Annotated in this window: 15 protein-coding genes; 4 read left to right on the top strand and 11 right to left on the bottom strand. The window is 51.1% G+C overall.

Going from position 1 to position 18,132, the window contains the following annotated elements; all coding sequences use genetic code 11:
* Nucleotides 1-16: 16 nt before the first annotated feature.
* The 5 genes from Q1K24_RS05400 to Q1K24_RS05380 are packed head-to-tail and all read right to left on the bottom strand — an operon-like array spanning nucleotide 17 to nucleotide 8,141.
* Nucleotides 17-2,656, bottom strand: a complete 2,640-nt coding sequence (locus Q1K24_RS05400) for a RecB-like helicase (RefSeq protein ID WP_300367135.1) — start codon at nucleotides 2,654-2,656, stop codon at nucleotides 17-19.
* A gap of 8 nt (nucleotides 2,657-2,664) precedes the next feature.
* Entirely contained in the window at nucleotides 2,665-4,539 is a 1,875-nt protein-coding gene (locus Q1K24_RS05395; RefSeq protein WP_300367132.1) for a diguanylate cyclase, read from the bottom strand.
* Nucleotides 4,540-4,567: 28 nt separating this feature from the next.
* Nucleotides 4,568-6,850 (bottom strand): PD-(D/E)XK nuclease family protein, encoded by a 2,283-nt coding sequence (locus Q1K24_RS05390; RefSeq protein ID WP_300367129.1) that lies wholly within the window; start codon nucleotides 6,848-6,850, stop codon nucleotides 4,568-4,570.
* A complete protein-coding gene (locus tag Q1K24_RS05385; RefSeq protein WP_300367126.1) occupies nucleotides 6,850-7,347 on the bottom strand; it encodes an asparaginase domain-containing protein in 498 nt (165 codons plus the stop codon). The genes Q1K24_RS05390 and Q1K24_RS05385 overlap by 1 nt, the downstream gene beginning before the upstream one ends.
* A complete protein-coding gene (locus Q1K24_RS05380; RefSeq protein WP_300367123.1) occupies nucleotides 7,296-8,141 on the bottom strand; it encodes a TIGR01458 family HAD-type hydrolase in 846 nt (281 codons plus the stop codon). Before Q1K24_RS05380 ends, Q1K24_RS05385 begins: the two co-directional genes overlap by 52 nt.
* A 141-nt stretch (nucleotides 8,142-8,282) precedes the next feature.
* Between Q1K24_RS05380 and Q1K24_RS05375 the strand changes: the two genes are divergently transcribed.
* Nucleotides 8,283-9,476, top strand: coding sequence for an amidohydrolase (locus Q1K24_RS05375; protein ID WP_300367120.1), 1,194 nt, complete (start codon nucleotides 8,283-8,285; stop codon nucleotides 9,474-9,476).
* A complete protein-coding gene (locus Q1K24_RS05370) occupies nucleotides 9,476-10,921 on the top strand; it encodes a GNAT family N-acetyltransferase (RefSeq protein WP_300367116.1) in 1,446 nt (481 codons plus the stop codon). The genes Q1K24_RS05375 and Q1K24_RS05370 overlap by 1 nt, the downstream gene beginning before the upstream one ends.
* Here Q1K24_RS05370 and Q1K24_RS05365 read toward each other — a convergent pair.
* The 6 genes from Q1K24_RS05365 to Q1K24_RS05340 form a co-directional block, all read right to left on the bottom strand.
* Entirely contained in the window at nucleotides 10,896-11,312 is a 417-nt protein-coding gene (locus Q1K24_RS05365) for a DUF255 domain-containing protein (protein ID WP_300367113.1), read from the bottom strand. The two genes, Q1K24_RS05370 and Q1K24_RS05365, sit on opposite strands and share 26 nt — an antisense overlap.
* Before the next feature lie 90 nt (nucleotides 11,313-11,402).
* Nucleotides 11,403-12,506, bottom strand: a complete 1,104-nt coding sequence (gene dapE / locus Q1K24_RS05360) for a succinyl-diaminopimelate desuccinylase (RefSeq protein WP_300367110.1) — start codon at nucleotides 12,504-12,506, stop codon at nucleotides 11,403-11,405.
* An 8-nt stretch (nucleotides 12,507-12,514) separates the two neighbouring features.
* Nucleotides 12,515-12,856, bottom strand: a complete 342-nt coding sequence (locus Q1K24_RS05355; protein WP_300367107.1) for a hypothetical protein — start codon at nucleotides 12,854-12,856, stop codon at nucleotides 12,515-12,517.
* A gap of 11 nt (nucleotides 12,857-12,867) precedes the next feature.
* Complete coding sequence (locus tag Q1K24_RS05350; RefSeq protein ID WP_300367104.1) at nucleotides 12,868-13,251, bottom strand: biopolymer transporter ExbD; 384 nt, start codon at nucleotides 13,249-13,251, stop codon at nucleotides 12,868-12,870.
* Nucleotides 13,248-13,775, bottom strand: coding sequence for a MotA/TolQ/ExbB proton channel family protein (locus Q1K24_RS05345; RefSeq protein WP_300367101.1), 528 nt, complete (start codon nucleotides 13,773-13,775; stop codon nucleotides 13,248-13,250). The genes Q1K24_RS05350 and Q1K24_RS05345 overlap by 4 nt, the downstream gene beginning before the upstream one ends.
* 9 nt (nucleotides 13,776-13,784) lie before the next feature.
* Entirely contained in the window at nucleotides 13,785-14,516 is a 732-nt protein-coding gene (locus Q1K24_RS05340) for an energy transducer TonB (protein ID WP_300367098.1), read from the bottom strand.
* 241 nt (nucleotides 14,517-14,757) lie between these two features.
* Here Q1K24_RS05340 and Q1K24_RS05335 point away from each other — a divergent pair, with 241 nt between their 5' ends.
* Together Q1K24_RS05335 and Q1K24_RS05330 are read left to right on the top strand one after the other, a co-directional pair.
* Nucleotides 14,758-16,809, top strand: coding sequence for a bifunctional diguanylate cyclase/phosphodiesterase (locus Q1K24_RS05335; protein WP_300367095.1), 2,052 nt, complete (start codon nucleotides 14,758-14,760; stop codon nucleotides 16,807-16,809).
* 47 nt (nucleotides 16,810-16,856) lie between these two features.
* On the top strand, nucleotides 16,857-18,068 hold the full coding sequence (locus Q1K24_RS05330; protein WP_300367091.1) for an NnrS family protein: 1,212 nt from the start codon (nucleotides 16,857-16,859) through the stop codon (nucleotides 18,066-18,068).
* Nucleotides 18,069-18,132 lie beyond the last annotated feature (64 nt).

The following is an 18,132-nucleotide window of genomic DNA, read 5'->3' as shown; positions in this document are numbered from 1 at the left end:
CACAGTCTCACATTTTCTATCCCACTTTCACCAGTTCCAGACTGTCGAGAAAATAGATATAGGCATCGATCCGCTGTTTTTCCGGCATCAGCGCCTGCAACGCCTCTTTGTAACGCTGAAGCTGCTCTTTGTAATTCTGGATATCGTGCGGCGTCACCGTTTTGTAGTCGATAATCACGCCCTTTTCCCCTTTGTCGACGAAAAGATCCACAACCCCCTCTTTCCCTTTGAAAACATAGGGCAATTCATGCACCTCTGTGCCCTCGGTCAGTTTCCGGTATTCGGCATTGTTTCGTCCCGCTTCGGCGAGACGCCGGGCCTTCTGAATGTCACACAGGCCGCCATACCGGTTCAGGAAGGCATCGAAATCCTTCATTTCGAGCAGATAGTGCACCCCCTGACCCAGATAGATCGCCTCGAAATCGTTCGCCTGGTAGCGCTCCGAATCGGACTCGACTCTCTGGCGGCCATAATCTCTGATATGGAGCGATAGCGGATGGTGGATGGTGGATGGTGGATGGTGGATGTTTTCGACTTCGAGGGTTCCTATGCTCTGCGGTTCGAGATTGAGGAAATCAAACAGACTGCCCTTTTCCTTTTTGATAACGAAGAGCGAACGTTTGGCACGGGTGAAGGCGACATATATTTTGTTCATTCTGTCTTCGTGGGCGAGTCTCTTCTCCCGCTCGAATGCTTCGGCATAGTCGGGATCGACCGCTTCACGTTTTTTGAACTTCATCCGCACAGATTTCAGTTCAATGCCTTCGTAGTCGAAAATAACCGGCGACGTGTCCCGGGCCGCCCCTCCCAGACGGTCCAGAACGATCAGATGTTCGAACTCCAGTCCTTTCGATTTGTGAATCGTCAGGACATGGATGCCGGTTACCTCCTTCGGAGGCAGCTCCTCTTCATAGCGCTTGATCTCATGGATAAACTCCACCAGATCGTGAAGCGGTATCGCAAACTCCAGAAGTTTCATGGCCGCTTCGTCGAAAAGAGCGTACCGCTCCATGATCGCCTTGATCATCGTTGCCGGACGTCCCATCGGAATGTCGGGAGAGAAGTCCGGATCGTAGGGGCGGCCGATCAGTGTCTGAAAATTGAGTCGATGCAGCGAACCATCTTTCCCTTTCGATTCCGTATAGATCAGATGCATCAGTTCAATCATCGCTTTGGCCGATGGCTGTTCGGAGACTTTGGCCCGTTTGTGCGTGGCGATCTCTTTACCGAAATCGGTTTTTACGCGTTCGCCGACCTGCAGTATCTCCTTGTTGTCGTGAACCAGTATCGCGATGGCCTCATCCCGTACACCCGCATCGAAAAGCCGCCGAAGGGCATCGGCCATCTCGTCGAGCGGCTCGCCCTCTTTCACTTCGACGTAACCGCCCGGTTGATTCGCTTTCTGCGGAGGGATGACATAGGGAAAGTGGCGGTTGACGAAATCGACGATCACCTTTTTCGTACGGTAGTTCGTATCGAGATAGTCGGTTTTGATGCCGAACTTTTTCGCCACATAGTCGAAAAGGGCTTTCTGCCCGCCGCGAAACCGATAGATCGACTGTTTCGTATCCCCGACATAGAAAAAGGTCCGTTCACTTTCACTCGCGACAATCTCTTCGATAATCGGTTCGAAGATTTTATACTGTGTCACCGACGTATCCTGAAACTCATCGAAAAGGATATGGGCGATGCGGCTGTCGAGACGGAAATAGAGAAATTCGGTGAACTCTTTCTCACGCAGCAGTTCATACACCAAATGTTCGATATCTTTGAAATAGAGCTGTCCCGACCGTCTGATATGCTCCTTTTTCGTATCCTTGTAGAGATTGTAGAGGCTGAAAATTCTGGCGAGGAAAAACTGCTCTTTGGCCCGGTAGTAGCGTGCCACTTCCCGGTAGAGGCTGTGAAGCCACTCGTCCATCTGCGGGACGTAGGCACGGGAAAAGGTCCGGTAATCGAGTGTCTCACGCCCGAACCAGCTCTTTTCGATCACCTCCTGGAGCGTCGTGTAGTCGACGGCTTTTTTGGCCGTGTTGCTGAAATTGCCGTTTTGCACATACTCTTTGAGCTTCCATGCCCATTGCATCGCCCCAGCGTCGCTGTAAGGCTCCACGGTCGTCTCCAGTGGAGGCAGCTCTTTCTCCTTCTCATAGAGGAGTTCGAAAAAGTCGCTGATACTCTGCTGTTTCTGCGCTTCGAAACGGGCGAAATCGATCAGGCCTCTGTAATGCTTCTCATCCAGATTTTGCAGGAACTGCCTGAAAAACTCCTCTTTCGGTATCGCCGCGATTTCGAAATCGCTCTGCACACCGACATACCAGCAAAACTTCCGAAGAACCTGGTGGACAAACTTGTCGATCGTCATGACCTTCAGATCGCCGGTCAGAAACTTTCGCAATATCTCCGGCCGTTTCGCTTCGATCTTCTCCCTCTCGATACCGCTCATATCGGAAATCACCGATACCATCTCGGGAGAGAGCGACTCGAGCGAAGCGATGAGACGCTCACGCATCTCTCCCGCCGCTTTGTTCGTGAAGGTTATCGCCAAAATTTCGGAAGGTGCCGCACCGCGAAAAAGAAGAGCGAGATAGCGGGCTACGAGCGCGAAGGTTTTTCCGCTCCCCGCACTCGCACTCAATGCCAAAAGACGTTCCATCCCGATTCCTAGCCGATTTTGGATTTGATCTCTTTGATCAACTCTTTCTGCCGTTTGTAGATATAGTCGAACATATAGCTTTCACTCACATCGTCGGGTTCGAGGATGAGTACGACTTTGTGAACTCCGTTTTCATTGCGGTTGAAAAGAATATGTGCCCCGACAACTATGTTGACGAATCCTTCCTCGTTCTCCCACGGAAGCCGAAACGACACATTGACCCGTTTCTCTTTGAGTTCGTTTTCGGCAAACTTGTCCGAATTGAAATAGACGGCGATCGAATTGATCGAGATATCGTTGATGAAGCCGGTGTAGTGGCTTCGTCCCAGTTTGATCAATATAGGAAGGCGCGATGTCACATTGACCCGTGTATGCTTGCGGTTGTTGATCGAGGAGTGCATCATTTTCGGTTTTTTCAATATCGCCAACGGACGCTGCGCGTCGGTAAAATGGACCTCCGCCTCGATGTCTCCTGGCAGATGGGGAGATTGAAGAACCACCCTCTTTTCGATATCCATCACAAATTTCTGAATTTTTTCGGCTTTGACGATGATTCTCTCCTCTTCCATCTTCAGAATCTTCGTCGGTGTGGAGATGGGCAGACCCTTGTAGATATTGAGCAGCTTGATGGGAAGCCGGTTCGCCATGATATTGGTAAAAAACTGCTGCAGAAGCTGTTCTTCATCGGGCGACTCGTGATTGGTGCCCGTTTTGTAGAGAGAAAAACCGCGGGTATCGGAAACCGAGAGTGTACCCTCGTACGCATTTTCTATCAGACCGATCAGCGCATTCAGATCCTCGTCACGCACATCGATCAGAATGAATTCCGCCGAAAGAGTGATATTCTGCCCGAATTCCAGGAGCTTCAATTCGGCGATGAACGTGTCGAGCAGCTCCTGCAGCTCCTTTGACGGACGCTTTTCGAAAATGGCCACGGGCATGTCTTTGTGCCAGATACCGAAACAGTCGACCGGTGCAAAATGGGTCGTCAACGCCGTACCGAACTCCTTCAGGACGGTATGGGCCGTCATCCAGCCGAAGCTGTCGATGATGGTTTCAAAGTTGCTCAGCCGCACCAGCATGACAGCCAGCGGATCCTCCATATCGAAACGCTGCGCCATCCTGTCTTTGAGCGCATCGATGAACTCGATCCGCGACACATATTGCCGCTGTTCCATATCGAGGTCGGAAGGGAGCTTCAGAAAGGTGAAGAGCCGCTCTTTGTCGCTGTGTCCCGAACACGTTACAAGCAGTTTGTCATCCCGGAAGGGAAGCACCGTCACAGCCCCCTCTTCGCAGGAGACCCTCTCCAGTGCAAGGGACTCGAGAAGCTCTTCTTCAAACATTTTGGCATCGGCAACATCGAAAACACGCTTTGCCGACTCGTTGATAAAAAGAACCTGCCCTCTTCCCCCCATTACGATTTCGGGGGGTGCCATATCGACGATTTTTTGCAACTGCGCGATGCGTGTCTGCTCCTGCAGCCTTTCCAGAAGCGACGGCAATCCTGCAACGATCGACTTCATCGCATCCTCATGGGAATGCGGCGTGGGATAGACCCCGAATGCATGGTGTTCTATTGCAAAATCTTTCGCACTCTCCTCATCCTCTTCACCGGCAAAAACCAGCAGTTGCCAGTAACCGAGACTTTGCAGCCGTTTCATGATACGGTCAAGCTGATCGGCGTATACGGTTTCCCCGCTGTATTGAAGCATGACCAGATGGGGCGGCTGTGTGAAATCGTATCGCTCGACTTCGTCATAGCTGCAATGCGTACAATGATCGCCGAATTCCTTGCACCAGTCGAAGGATTTCTCCTGCTCTGCCGCGATGGCAAGCGCCCTGAAGAGTTTGAAACGTTTGAGAAACAGCTCGTTATGCATCGATCATCTTCATATATTTTTTCATAGATTATAGCGAATTACGGCCACACGCAACGTTAAAATCGCAATAGCGGCACATTTTCGGATCGTCCGTCTTCGGAAACGACACACTGCTTTCGCGGTTCAGATCCCGCAGTATCGCGTCGAAACGGCCCAGATTCTCTTCGATATCGACAACCTCCACCCGGACATCGTACAGGTTGAAATAGAGTGTCTCGATGCGGTGATTCGGATAGCGCGATACCGCCCACAGATAGTAGAAGAGAAGCTGGAAATCGTTTTCATCGTCGAGTGTCGTTTTGATATATTTCGAGGTTTTGTAATCGATGAGCCTGACAGTGGATGCCGTCAGATCGACACGGTCGATTCGGCTGACGAGTCTGTAACCGTTGTGCTCCACTTCACACCACGCTTCCAGAACAGGCTGCTCCGACCCGACCAGCCGGGTAAAATCGTCGTCACAGAAGCGCTGCAGGCGCTCTTCCCATGTCAAAGCGAGCTCGAACCGCTGCATCGTATCCTGTGTATTGCGGTAGAGATGGTCGATAAGAAAGCCGAAATAGTCCTTCGATGAAACGAAAGTCGTTTTGTTTTTGGCAGCCGCTTCGAGCGCATCGTGGATCAATGTCCCGATCGCCTTCTGCTCATCCCGCTCTTTTCCGATCTTCTCGACATACCGGTAATAGAACCGCAGCGGGCAGACAAGCCAGTCTTTCAGTTTCGTCGGCGACAGATCGGGATATGCGACAAAGGGATTCTCGCCGTCGACGGTTTCGCTGTATCGGTGCAGACGCGGGTGATCGGGCGAGATGATGGACCGGTACAGATCGCCGGCCAATTCCGCCTCGGGCAAACGCAACTCCATCAGGAACCTGCTCGGCATCATCTCCTCGTTCTTGAGATAACTGATGGCGATGCGGTCGCTGTTCTGCAGCAGTCTGTAGTAGTAGTTCTTCTGCAGATTCTCTTTGTCTCTGCGTGTCGGCATGCCGGCATGACGCCGGACCAGACTGTTGAGGAAAAGATCCTTTTCTCCCACTTTCGGAACAACCTCTTCGTTGAAATCGACGATCACCACACCATCGAAATGTTTGCCGCGGCTCTCCAGCAGCCCCATGACGGTGATCTTCCCGCCGCCCACGTCGTCGATGCTGAGCGGTTCGAGCCGCTGCAGCCATGTATGGAGCATCTGAAGAGGCGACGCATGGGAAAGCAGTGGAGCGAACTGCCGGAAGCCATACATCGCTTCGTCGATCGTTTTGAGTTCTTTCGGTCCGGTCGGCAGATTTTCGAGAAATACAACGAATGAGGCAAAATCGTTCACCGCCGAAAAGGCTTCATGGATACCACTCCCTTCGATTTTCTCTTTCGCACTTTCACTCCGATCGCTCAATGCATCGTAGAGGTCGGACAACTGTCGGTAATATCGGCTCTGGACAAAGGGGGTACCCATCGCGTAGTTGAAGTTCTGAAGCGGGTCGAACAGTTTCAGATACTCCGCAAACTCCTCATCCGGCAACACAACGGCGATATTGTCGGGATCCGCCCCCGATTCGACAAACGCATCCACCTGTTTAAGCACGAAAGCGACCTGGTCGATCCTCTCATCGAAGGCTGCCACTTCGACAGTCTCGGGACGCACCTTCGGGAGTACCTCTTCATCCACACACTCCCTCCCCTTCCAGCGCAGCGTATAGTGCCGATCCATTGTCAGGGGTTGGGAAATGCCGAGACGTTCGACCAGTTTTTCGTTGAACGGTGTCGTCACGAAATGGATATAGAGCGGATCACCGATCCTGTCGAGCAGATCGGTCTCGAATCGGCTCAGATATCCATCCACATGCATGTCGATTCGCTCGAACCCCTTCAGAAAATTTTCGTTGATACGATACTCTTCGATCGTTATTCTGTCAACGAGATTTTCATCTTCCAGGAGGTTTTTGTAGCGTTCGAAAATGGCTTCGAGAATCGTCAGGTGATCCTCGTAATCGGCATAGAGATCGACCTCTTTGAGTCGTTCTATCGTTACCTGTTCGGCATGAAGCTCCTCAAAAAAACGGAAGACGAATTCCGAATTTCTGACAAAACTCAGAAAATTTCTCTCGAAGCCGAGTTTTGAAATGTCGAGCTTTTCGATAGCCCGGTAGAGATAGAGCACACGGCTCGCCTCATCGACGAACACACGCCCCGGTACCACGATCACCCGGCGAAGAAACTCCTCCATCGTGTAGAGTTTCGGCAGAATGGTATTGTCGTGTGCCGCGATGTAGTCACGAATCTGGCGGTGGGTCGAAAAGACGACGCACTCCATCAGCCAACCCTTTCGAAGAGACCGGATTCGCGGTTTTTACGTATCTTATCGTAGGGCAGCACCAGCCCATGCATCGCAATGTAGACTCCCGGTGCCAGAAACGGCACTGCCGTCACAGCCGACGCCAGATTGGCCGTCGCTTCCACCGGATCGATAGAAAAGGGCATCATCGCCCCGGTCAGCACGACCCGTCTGCCCTCTCCCGTTCCCAGCCGACGCGCCAGGGCTGCCGCGCTTTTATCCATCGTATCGGTGCCGTGGACAACCACGATCTCCCGCTCCTCCAGATTCGCCACGATTTCACAGAGCAGATCACGGTCTGCATTGTCCATATCGAGACTGTCTTTGTAGAGCGTACCGCTGATGGTGATCTCGCAGCCATGACGCATCGAGGCCAGCGCCTCTTCCACCGCTCTGTCGTCGGCCGGTACGAAAAGCTCCCCCTTTACGGGATCGTACCGTTTGTTGAATGTTCCGCCTGTATTGATGATCCGCACGATACCTCTTTTTTAACGACAATTATACCACCCTGCTCCATCTTCAGACATGTGGGAAGATCGGCGATGGAATCGATGACGAAGCCGGGTTCTATGCCGCGCTGCAGATCCTCCGGACGAAATTTTCCGGTTCGCACGAAACAGGTCTGCATACCTGCCTTTTGGGCCCCGAGTATATCACTCTCAATATCGTCGCCGACCATCATCACATGCGCCGGATCGACCCCCATCGACACCGCGGCGGCGTGGAAAAATGTCTTCGCCGGCTTGCCGATGATCTGCGCTTTTTTGCCCGAGGCGTACTCCAGAAGTGTCACGAAGCCGCCCGCATCCAGACTCAGCATTCCGTCACTGTCTTTGAAATAACGGTTTTTCGCGATGGCTACCAACTCGGCACCCTCCATCAGATGGCGAAAGGCGGTATTCAGTTTCTCATAGGTGAAATCGGTATAGGCATCGGCGACAAAGACATAATCGGGGTTCTCCGACGTATAGTCCGAAAACTCTCCCTCGACATTGTGAAAGAGAAGAAAATATCCTCTGGCATCCCTCTCATCCAGAAAGCGTTTCGTCGCGTCGAGTGCCGTAAAAATCGCCTTCTCGTCGATATCGAACCCCATCTTTCGAAGTTTTTCACAGACTTGTCGCCCCGTCTTCCGCGTCGTGTTGGTGATGAATCGGACAGGATACCGTTTTTTCAATACTTCGACCGCCTCGAGAGCCCCCTCCACCATATTATCCCCTTCATAGAGAACACCGGAAAGATCCAGAAGGAGCGCCTGGATTCCGTTCATGGCAACCTCCTTGCTTCTCATTACTTTTTATTATATCATATTGTATCGCCGCATCGGCCTAACGGAAATATAAGTTGGACTGTTTTATGATGGATTTAACAGGAGTCCATCTGGAGTATCCCATCGACACAAGGAGCGGTTATGGATCTGAAAGAGATGATCAAAAAAGAGGTCGACATCCTCGTTGACCGGATTGTTCAGATTCGCCACGAAATCCATCAGAATCCCGAACTTTCCGGCGAGGAGATGGAGACCAATCTGCTGATCCGCTCCATTCTGGAAGCGGAGGGAATACCTTTTAAAACGTTCGAGGGCCATTACGGTCTGGTCGCCGACATCGTCAAAGACCCCTCACTGCCCACTGTCGCGATACGCGGCGACATGGACGCGCTGCCGATGCCGGAAAACAGCGGCAAATCCTACTCATCGAGGAAAGAGGGGATTATGCACGCCTGCGGTCACGATGCCCATACTGCCGTCGCACTCGGATGTGCCCTGGCGCTCAATCGTGTCAAGGAGCACCTTCCCGGCAACGTCCGGATCATCTTTCAGCCGTCGGAAGAGGTACTCGACGGCGGCAGCAACCAGATGATCGAAGATGGTGCACTCGATGGAGTCTCCGCCATTTTCGGACTGCATGTCTATCCCTATCTTCGGACAGGCCAGATCGGATACAAATATGGTGTCATGATGGCATCGGCCGATACCTTTCATTTCGATATCTATGGGAAAACGGCGCATGGAGCCAGACCCCATGAAGGCATCGATGCCGTTTTGGTGACAGCCATGGTGATCAACTCGCTCAACCATATCGTCAGCCGCCGGATCGACCCCCTGCACCCCGCTGTCATTTCGATGGGCAGGATCGATGGGGGCAAGGCGCCCAATATCATCTGCGACTTCGTCACGGTGGCCGGGACCGTTCGGACCGTCAACGAATCGGTACGCAAAAAGATACCGGAGATGATGGAGACGACGATAAAAGGGATCTGTGATGCGATGGATGCCAAATACCATTTCAACTACCAGTTCGGACCGCCGGAACTGACCAACAACGACCGAATGGTCGAGATAGTCAAACGTGCCGCCGAAGAGGTGCTGGGCAAAGGGGGTTTGATCGATCTCGTCGATCCGGTGATGGGGGGAGAGGATTTCTCCCGCTATCTGCAGATCGTTCCGGGCGCTTTCTTCCGCCTCGGTGTCTGCAACGAGGAGAAGGGAACGTGTGTGCCCCAGCACAACACCCGGTTCGACGTCGATGACGATGCACTCGTCATCGGTATGAAAATCCTGAGTTTGAGTGCCGTCAACGCATTGAAGGAGCATACCGGCTGATGCAGCACAATATTACATTGAGCATTCCAAACAGTGTCAAATATCTTCCGATCGCGATGCACGTAATCAAGGAGTCGGCCCAGATTGCGGAAATCCATCCGGGGGATATCGTCGATATTGTCACGGCGAGCAGGGAACTGCTCTTCAACGCCATCCGTCATGCCTATCCCAAAAACATGCACGGCATGATCGATGTCGATATCATGTTTCATCCCCACGGCATCCAGATCAGTGTCCATGACATGGGGCTGCCATTCGATTTCGACAGCTACATGGCATCCGAACGTCAAGGGGGGCTCAAACGGATTGCCGAATATGTCGACGAACTTCGCTTTACGAATCTCGGGAGAAAAGGAAAATCGTTCACGATTTTCAAATCACACCCGATGGATTTCGACGATGTGGTCTTCCAACCCTACTCCGACCTCGAAGATGAATCGCCCGCGTCGCTCAAGCCTGCGTCGATTCAGATTCGGGATTACGAATGCGGCGACGAAGAGGCGATCAGCCGCCTCATCTACAACAACTATACCTACAGTTACTACAAATCGCTCTTCTACTATCCAAAAAAGATCCGGGATCTCAACGAACATGGCGAAATCGCATCCGTCGTGGCGGAAACCCGCGAAAGGAAAATCGTCGGACATTTCGCCCTGATCATGATTCCCGAAGCCAACATCGCCGAAATCGGTGTGGCGGTCGTCCATCCCGATTACAAAGGCAAAGGGATCATGAATGCGATGCTGGACAGAATCCAGCATCGCGCCAAAGAGTTGAAACTCGACGCGATTTTCGGAGAGGCCCTGATGCTCCATCCGTTCAGCCAACGTGCCAACCTGAAGCATGGTTTCGGCGAAAGCGCCCTGCTGCTGGGTGTCGTCCCCAATACGGTTTCTCTGACCGATCCCAATGCCGTCCGTACCGAAAAACGCGCCGCGGTGCTCATCGGTTTCAAGATTCTCAGCGGCGTCAGCTCCCGCAGAATTTTCATGCCGCAGGTCTATAGGGAACTGATCGAGAAAATCTATGCCAACAACCATCTGGAAATCGAACTCGCCCGGACGGAAAAACCGAAGAACGATACCCGGATCACCTACGAATTGAGCCGCTATACGCAGAGCGGTACGCTCGTCATCGACTGGATTTCGGACGATTTCGATCATATGATCCGCCATTACCTCCATATACTCTACAAAAAACATGTCGAAATGATCTTTGCAGATATCAATCTGATGAAGTGCGGCTGCATCGACGAAGCGATGCGGGTACTGCTGGAGGAGGGGTTCGTGTTCAGTGGAGTGCTTTTCTATCGGAAAGGCGAAGACGACTATGTGCGGCTGCAGATGCCGAACAGCGACAATGTGGAGACGAAACGGATCGTCTGCCACACAGAGTTCTGCAGGAATCTGCTTCAGAAAATCAGCGCGGAGCTCGATGCTTTTTAAATTTGTCGATCGCCAGCGTCAAATCGCTCATGTAATCGTCCGGATCCCAGTAGCCCATGGCAGGTTTGACAATGTTTTTCTCATCCGGTGTCAGGAAAAAGGTGGTTGGAACCAGCGATGAGGAAATGAAATCCGGAAAATTTCCATCTTCCCGGTAGATCAGAACAGGAACAAAATATTTGTTCACGTAGGCGACGATTTCAGGGTTTTGCAGGGTGCGGTTTTCCAGTTTTCGGCACCAGCGGCAGGTATGGGACACCAGAATGACCAGCATCGGCCTGTTCTGTTTCTGTGCCTCTTCCTTTGCGATCCGGTAGGATGGCTGCCAGATGATTTCCGCCATCAACAGGCCGCTCAACATAAAGATAAACAGTATCGATTTTTTCAACATTCAGAACCTTTCACGATGAACCATGCAATCCTTCCCTCGGCTGCATGGTATTATAGAATCTTATATAAATATTGTGGAATATTTGTGGAGTCAAAAGAACGTAATCAGCTGTTCAAAGACCCGTTTAAGCCCAGTGACCTCTTCCGGCGTCGTGCGCTCGTTGGGCGCGTGGATCGTGTCGTTTCTGACACCGAACTCGACGACGTCGACACCGAACTCGGCAAAAAATCTGGCATCGCTCGTCCCACCTGCCGTGGAGTACTTCGTATCGAGCCCTGTCACCTCCCGGATGGCCTCTGTAATCGCACCGACGATTTTGGACTCTTTGTCAGTCATGAATGGCTGCGCGGACTGTGTGATGGAAAGCAGATAGTTCATATCTTTGAAATAGCCGTCGACGAAGGTTTCAATATCCTCTTTCGTCGTTTTCGTATTGTTCCGGACATTGAACATCATCTTCAGCTTGCCCGGCGTAACGTTGGTCACCTCCATACCGGCCCGGATGTCGGTGATGACGAACTTGCTGGGTGCGAAGAACGCATCTCCCTCATCCAGATCGACACCGGCGATATGGGGCAGCACCTGAGCCACCTTGTGGATGGGGTTGACCGCTTTTTCCGGGTAGGCGGCATGCCCCTGCCGGCCAATCTTTTCGATAATGCCGTTGATCGATCCTCTTCGGCCGATCTTGATGGCATCTCCGAACCTCTCTTCGCATGTCGGTTCGGCCACCACGGCGTAATCGGGCAGAAAGTTTTTCTCTTTCAGATATTTCAACACTTCGATCGTGCCGTGCTTCGCCTCACCCTCTTCGTCGCTCGTCAACAGAATCGAAAGCGTCCCGTTGAATGTTGTAGTCTCCCGGCACGCCTGTACGAAGGCCGCCACACCGCTCTTCATGTCCTGCGTGCCCCGGGCGTAGATATATCCATCTTCATATTTCGGAACGAAGGGGTCGCTGGCCCAGCCGTCACCCGGCGGTACGACATCGATATGGCCGGCGAAACAGAGATGCGGTCCGTTTCCGAATTTTTTGTATAGAAAAAGGTTTTTGACATTGACGCGGTTGATCCACTCCGCCTCGAAGTCGTCGAGATAGTCGCGTATAAATGTCAGAGCGCCATCGTCGTCCGGTGTTACCGAACGGAAAGAGAGCAGTTTGATAAACAGTTCCAGTGTATCGAGCTTGTGCACGTCTTCCCCTACTTCTCAGGGTTTTCGTAAAAAATATAGGTGGAAAAATTGCTCACTTCGAAGTAGACCTTCTTTTCCCCCTTGTCGACGGCATAGTTGAAGTTTCTGTCCAGATATCCGTATCCGAACCGATACTGTCTCGGTGTTCCATCCGTCGTTCCATGGGCCGTGGACAACTTGTCGATCTTCAAAAACCGCCCAACCAGTTTGCCGCCGCTGTAGATATCCAATACCCCATCGGTCCCCGTCCAGTTCTGGACCGCTCTGCCCAGCTGGTTCTGCGTCTCCTGGGTACATCCACCCAGCCAAAAGAGTGAACTTATAAGTATTGCAAACGGCCATATTCTCATTTAGTTTTCCTTTATTTCGGTTTTTCAACAAGAGCGATGTTGCTCAAACCATGTTTCTTCAACAGATCGAAAAGTTTGATGATCCGTCCGTATTCGACCTTCTCGTCGATCCGGATGATGACGGGAAGATCTTTGTTGCGGATGGCACCCAGTTCCATATCGAGCGAATCGAAATCGACGACCCTGTTGTTATAGGCGAGCGACTCTTTGCCCATCTCGATGATCGCCTCCTTTTTCTCGGCCACCTTCCCGCCCTCTTTTCCCTCCGGCAGATTGAGCAGCAATGCCAATTCGTCTTTCTTGAAGACGGAGGTGACCAGGAAAAAAATGAGCAGCAGGAAAACGACATCGACCAGCGGGGTCATGTCGAGTGTCAGAGACTCGCGTCGCCTCATTCTCTCTCTCCGTAAAACCGCAGCAGCAGCTCCGCTTCGATATTGGCTTCGATTGTATCGAGATAGGCGATAAGATAGTTGTATCCGATTGTGTGGATGATCGCCACGATCAGACCGCCAACCGTGGTCACGAGTGCCATGGATATTCCGTTGGCAAAGACGGAAGGGTCTCCCATCCCGATTTTGGCGATCGCCTCGAACGCCATCAATACGCCGACCACCGTGCCGAGCAGACCGAAAAGCGTGGCAGTGGTTGCAATGATCTTGATAGTGGGCATCCCGCTCTCGAGCCGTTTCAGCCTGCTCTGCAGCAGCTCCTTGATGATCAGCAGGAGGGTGTCTCTGTCATTGGAGCCCAGTCCGCTGAAATCTTTGACGATCTGATCGGCATGATACTTTTTGCGGCTGTTGAATCGCAGAAACTGGACCCATTTGGTCACCATCACGGCGATCCCTATCGTATTCATCACGACAAGAACTTCCATGATGATCCCGCCCGATTCGATATAGTGCATCAGACTCATGTTTCAATCCTATTTCAATGTATAGTTGATGGGTATCGTAACCCGTATCTCCGATATGTTCAACGATTCGGGGAACGGTTCGAATTTTTCGATTTTTTCGATCGTACGCCGTGCAGCCCGATTGAGTTTTTTGTAACGGCACGGTTTGACGATTTCGATACCGTAAACCGAACCGTCGTTTCGAATCACAAATTGTACCTCAACCCGGCCGGTTTGTCGAAGTTTTTTTGCCATTCTCGGATAATATTTGTTCGCTTCGATCGTCTCTCTCACTTTCTGCAGATAGAGTGCCTTCTGCCGAACCGTTTTCTCGGTATCCTCTCTGGTTACCGGAATCTCACGTTTTGGCTGCAATGTAGGGACAGGCGGCGGCGATGGCACCGGTTGCGGCTTCACCTTTGTGATCTTTTCCGGTTCCGGCTCTGTTGGTTTTGGTGGAGGAACCTGTTTCGGTTTGGGTTTCGGTTTGATGATTTTCTTCGGTTTGGGTTTCGGCTTCGGCTTTGGTTTTGTTTTGGGTTTCGGCTTCGGGGGAATTTCTGCAATCGGCTTTGGCGGTTCCGGACGCTTTTGTACCGGCTTGGGGCGGGAGATATGGACATGAACGACTCGCTCTTTCGGCGAAGGCTTGCGAGAAGGCTCTTCCAGATGGACATATAGCAAAATCAGCGACTCGGCGATGACGACCGTTATCAGAATCGAAATGAAAAGATATCGCCCCACATATTTTTCGTCAAACACACCAACCCGTCCAATTTAGATACTGGAACAGATTATAGTCAAAAGAGGTTAGGCCAACGTTAATCAGAGAGATTTTCAAACCGGGTATGGGTTGAAACCGTTCCTGTGCATGGGTGTTTTGGGACACGTTCCAATCGATTTACTTCCATTAAACATATTATATTTTGGACTTTTGTGTCGATAGTATATAATACTAATAGAGTGACAAGAGTCTATTTCAACATTTGGAACGCATGCATTCATGATCAAAAATATATCTGTACGATTTCTTATTGTTTTCATTGCCTTTTTCACGGCAGGCATTTTCCTCGTACTGACTCTCAGTAAAACCATTTCACTGAATGAACATATCGAAGCGTTTCATCATAAAGTCGCCATTCCTCTGGCAAAGTTCTCGGCAATCGTCCGGGACACGCACATCGCGACTCTCCAGGCCATCGAACCGTCGCTTTCCGGGGACTCTTCTGTTTCGACAAAAGCGGTTGAGCTTGTCGAAAACGGCAATGTTCAAGACCTTTTTGATCAGATTCTCGATTTCGACAACCACTATATGAAAGAGAAGAGCCTGGAACAGAATGTTCATGCACTCAGAAAAGAGTGGGGCCGTTATATCAAAGCCCGAAACAGCTATGTCAGAAGCGCCCGTTCCAAAATCAGGGAGTTGCTGGATATCAGAAAAGAGACTTCGGATTATATGCTCCGATACACTACGCTTCTCAGCAGCATCGAAAATCTGGAAAAAAACTACACACGCACCTATCAAGGAATTATAGAAGAAGAGAAAAAGGTTTTGAAGGATACGTTCTATGTTGCCATTATCGTTGCGGCATCGACACTGATCCTTTTGACATTCCTCCTGTTCGAAGTCAACTCCATCAACCAGAAACTCAAAAGTTTCCTCGAAGAGAAAGAGGATTTTCAGGAAAAACTCGCCGAGGCGAACAAAGAGTTGGCACGTTACTCCGAACAACTCGAAAACGAAGTGAAAAAGCGTACCGACGAAGCGATCGAGCATTTGATGAAAAACCCGCTGACGAAGCTCCCAAACCGGATCAGTTTCATGGAGAAACTCAAAAACGTACCGAAAGCTTCCGTCGCTATATTCAACATCGACCGGTTTCAGTCCTACAACGACCTCTTCGGCTCGAAAGTGGGTGACAAAATCATCCAGGATTACGCAGCCTATTTAAGGCAGACCATTCCCTATCTGTATGAAATCTACCATCTGCAGGGTGACGAATTTGCCGTCGTCGAAATGGAACAAAAGTCGGCCAATACATTCCTCGCGATGATCAGACAGGCGGCGAAACTCGCCCATGAATTCCACTTCAGCGATTCGAACGGAGATTTTATCCTTCAGATTTCGATCGGCGTCGCCATCGATCAGGAGCAGCCCCTGATCAGAGCGGACATGGCGCTCAAACATGCAAAAAATTCCAACGAAAGTCTTGTCATCTATTCCGACCAGCTGATCAAACCCCACCGCTACCTCGAAAACGTCACGATGACGAAGGAGTTGACCAGTGCCATCCGCGAAGAGCGGATCATCCCCTATTTCCAGGCAATTGCCGATACGAAAACGAAAGAGATACACAAATATGAAGTGTTGGCCCGTCTCATCGACAGCAGTGGCAAGATCGTCTCGCCGGCCCATTTCATTTCGCTCGCCAAACAGATTCGCCTCTATCCGGATATTACGAAGATCATCTTCAAAAAGGCGATGGATGCCGTCGAAGAACACGGCTTTCATCTCAGTATCAACCTGTCGGCGGACGATATCCATCATATTCCGACGCGTGACTACATCATCGACCGTCTGGCCCTCTCCAAACAGAGCAACCATATCACATTCGAGCTGCTCGAATCGGAAGAGGCACAGAACTATGAAGATATCCATATGTTTATTGAAAGGGTCAAACATTACGGTGTCGAGATCGCCATCGACGATTTCGGTTCCGGATACTCCAATTTCGCCAAAATTCTCAAACTGAAAGTGGACTACCTCAAGATCGATGGCTCTTTCATCAAAAAGATCGACAAAGATCCCGACTCGAAAGAGTTCGTCGAGATTATTCACCATCTCGCGGCCAACTACAACCTCAAAACCGTTGCCGAATTTGTTTCGACCGAGTCGGTGTACGAAACCGTGAAATCGATAGGAGTCGATTATGCCCAGGGGTACCATATCTCCAAACCCAAGCCTCTGGAATCACTTTTCGGAACCGACCATCCATCGCAATCCGAAGAGCCCCAGACAACGTTGAACAGCGAACCGACCGAAATCATCGGATAAACAAAGGGAATTTGCTACAATACACGCTCCAGATCAGGAGAGTATTCATGCACATCACATCAAACAACCACGGCGAATCGCGTTTCGCCTATTTTTTCTCTCAGCCACACCAGCTCTTTTTTCTCATGGGTGTTGTCTGGTCGGTCATCGCCATGCTCCCCTTTATGCTCGGCCACAACGAAATCCTCACTCTGAAACTCGACGGAACGGTGTTTCATGCCTATACGATGCTCTTTGTTGTTTTCAGCCACTTTTTCCATGGCTTTTTGTTGACGACTTTCCCAAGATTCTGCATGACGCAACCGGTACCGCAGCCACTCTATATTCGTCTTTTTGCACTTTATGAAGTGGGTGCGCTCCTCTTCGTTCTCGGCACTCTTTTTTTCGCACCGCTTGCCATCCTTGGCGCTCTGGCAACGTTCGCAGGCCATCTTTTTGCCGTCAGCAATTTCCGGATCATCTACAAAGTGGGCGAATCGCCGGAAAAGAGTGACCCCTTCTGGCTGCTGGTGGCACACGCATCCGGGCTGACAGCCCATCTGCTTTTCATCGCAGGCATCATGCTCGATGCCTTCGGAACAGATATCGGATGGATGCCGCTCGGTATCGGTATCGGCTTCTGGCTCTATCTCATCTTTCTGACTTTCGTCGTAGCCCAGCGGATGATTCCCTTTTTCAGCCACGTCATGGTAACCAAACCGCAGCGGTTCATCTACATTGTCTTCGCCCTTTTTTCCCTGAAAGCTCTGGCATTCGCGTTCGATATCGTCTTTCTCGATATCGTCGTCACGATCGCACTCTCAAGCTATCTCTTCAAAGAGTTTCTGAGCTGGAAACTTCCTGTTTTCACATCGCCGGCCATTCTCTGGGTCCTCCACCTGGGACTCTTCTGGCTGCCTACCGGACTGTTGATCGATGCAGTCACACGCATCGGAGAAATATGGCTGCATACCTCGTTTCTCTTTGCAGGTATGCACCTGGTCGCCATCGGCTTCGTCACCACCATTCTGATCGGCTTCGGCACACGTGTCACACTCGGCCATTCGGGGCAGGTTCCCCACGCCGACAAGATTTCCATTGGACTTTTCTGGTTGACGGAAATCGTCGTGCTGGCTCGTTTTCTCTATTCGCTCGGTATGGGGCTCGGACTCGATATCGGATGGCTCTTCGACCTCTCAGCCACCTTGTGGATACTGCTTTTCATCGCATGGGGATGGAAATTCGGACCGACACTGCTGTTTGGAAAGCGCGGCGCGTAGCGCTCGCGCAGTGTTGAGTGTTGAGTGTTGAGTGTTGAGTGTTGAGAAAGCTGACATATGTCAG

Origin of the sequence: Hydrogenimonas sp. (assembly GCF_029932565.1) — a bacterium.
Taxonomy (GTDB): Bacteria; Campylobacterota; Campylobacteria; order Campylobacterales; family Hydrogenimonadaceae; genus Hydrogenimonas.
Note: the sequence above shows the minus strand (reverse complement) of the source record. Positions and strands in the feature narration are given on the sequence as shown.

Coding starts and splice junctions, on each gene's coding strand:
- Q1K24_RS05400 (WP_300367135.1), bottom strand. CDS start 2,656: ATGGAACGTCTTTTGGCATTGAGTGCGAGTGCGGGGAGCGGAAAAACC.
- Q1K24_RS05395 (WP_300367132.1), bottom strand. CDS start 4,539: ATGCATAACGAGCTGTTTCTCAAACGTTTCAAACTCTTCAGGGCGCTT.
- Q1K24_RS05390 (WP_300367129.1), bottom strand. CDS start 6,850: ATGGAGTGCGTCGTCTTTTCGACCCACCGCCAGATTCGTGACTACATC.
- Q1K24_RS05380 (WP_300367123.1), bottom strand. CDS start 8,141: ATGAACGGAATCCAGGCGCTCCTTCTGGATCTTTCCGGTGTTCTCTAT.
- Q1K24_RS05375 (WP_300367120.1), top strand. CDS start 8,283: ATGGATCTGAAAGAGATGATCAAAAAAGAGGTCGACATCCTCGTTGAC.
- Q1K24_RS05370 (WP_300367116.1), top strand. CDS start 9,476: ATGCAGCACAATATTACATTGAGCATTCCAAACAGTGTCAAATATCTT.
- Q1K24_RS05365 (WP_300367113.1), bottom strand. CDS start 11,312: ATGTTGAAAAAATCGATACTGTTTATCTTTATGTTGAGCGGCCTGTTG.
- Q1K24_RS05355 (WP_300367107.1), bottom strand. CDS start 12,856: ATGAGAATATGGCCGTTTGCAATACTTATAAGTTCACTCTTTTGGCTG.
- Q1K24_RS05350 (WP_300367104.1), bottom strand. CDS start 13,251: ATGAGGCGACGCGAGTCTCTGACACTCGACATGACCCCGCTGGTCGAT.
- Q1K24_RS05345 (WP_300367101.1), bottom strand. CDS start 13,775: ATGAGTCTGATGCACTATATCGAATCGGGCGGGATCATCATGGAAGTT.
- Q1K24_RS05335 (WP_300367095.1), top strand. CDS start 14,758: ATGATCAAAAATATATCTGTACGATTTCTTATTGTTTTCATTGCCTTT.
- Q1K24_RS05330 (WP_300367091.1), top strand. CDS start 16,857: ATGCACATCACATCAAACAACCACGGCGAATCGCGTTTCGCCTATTTT.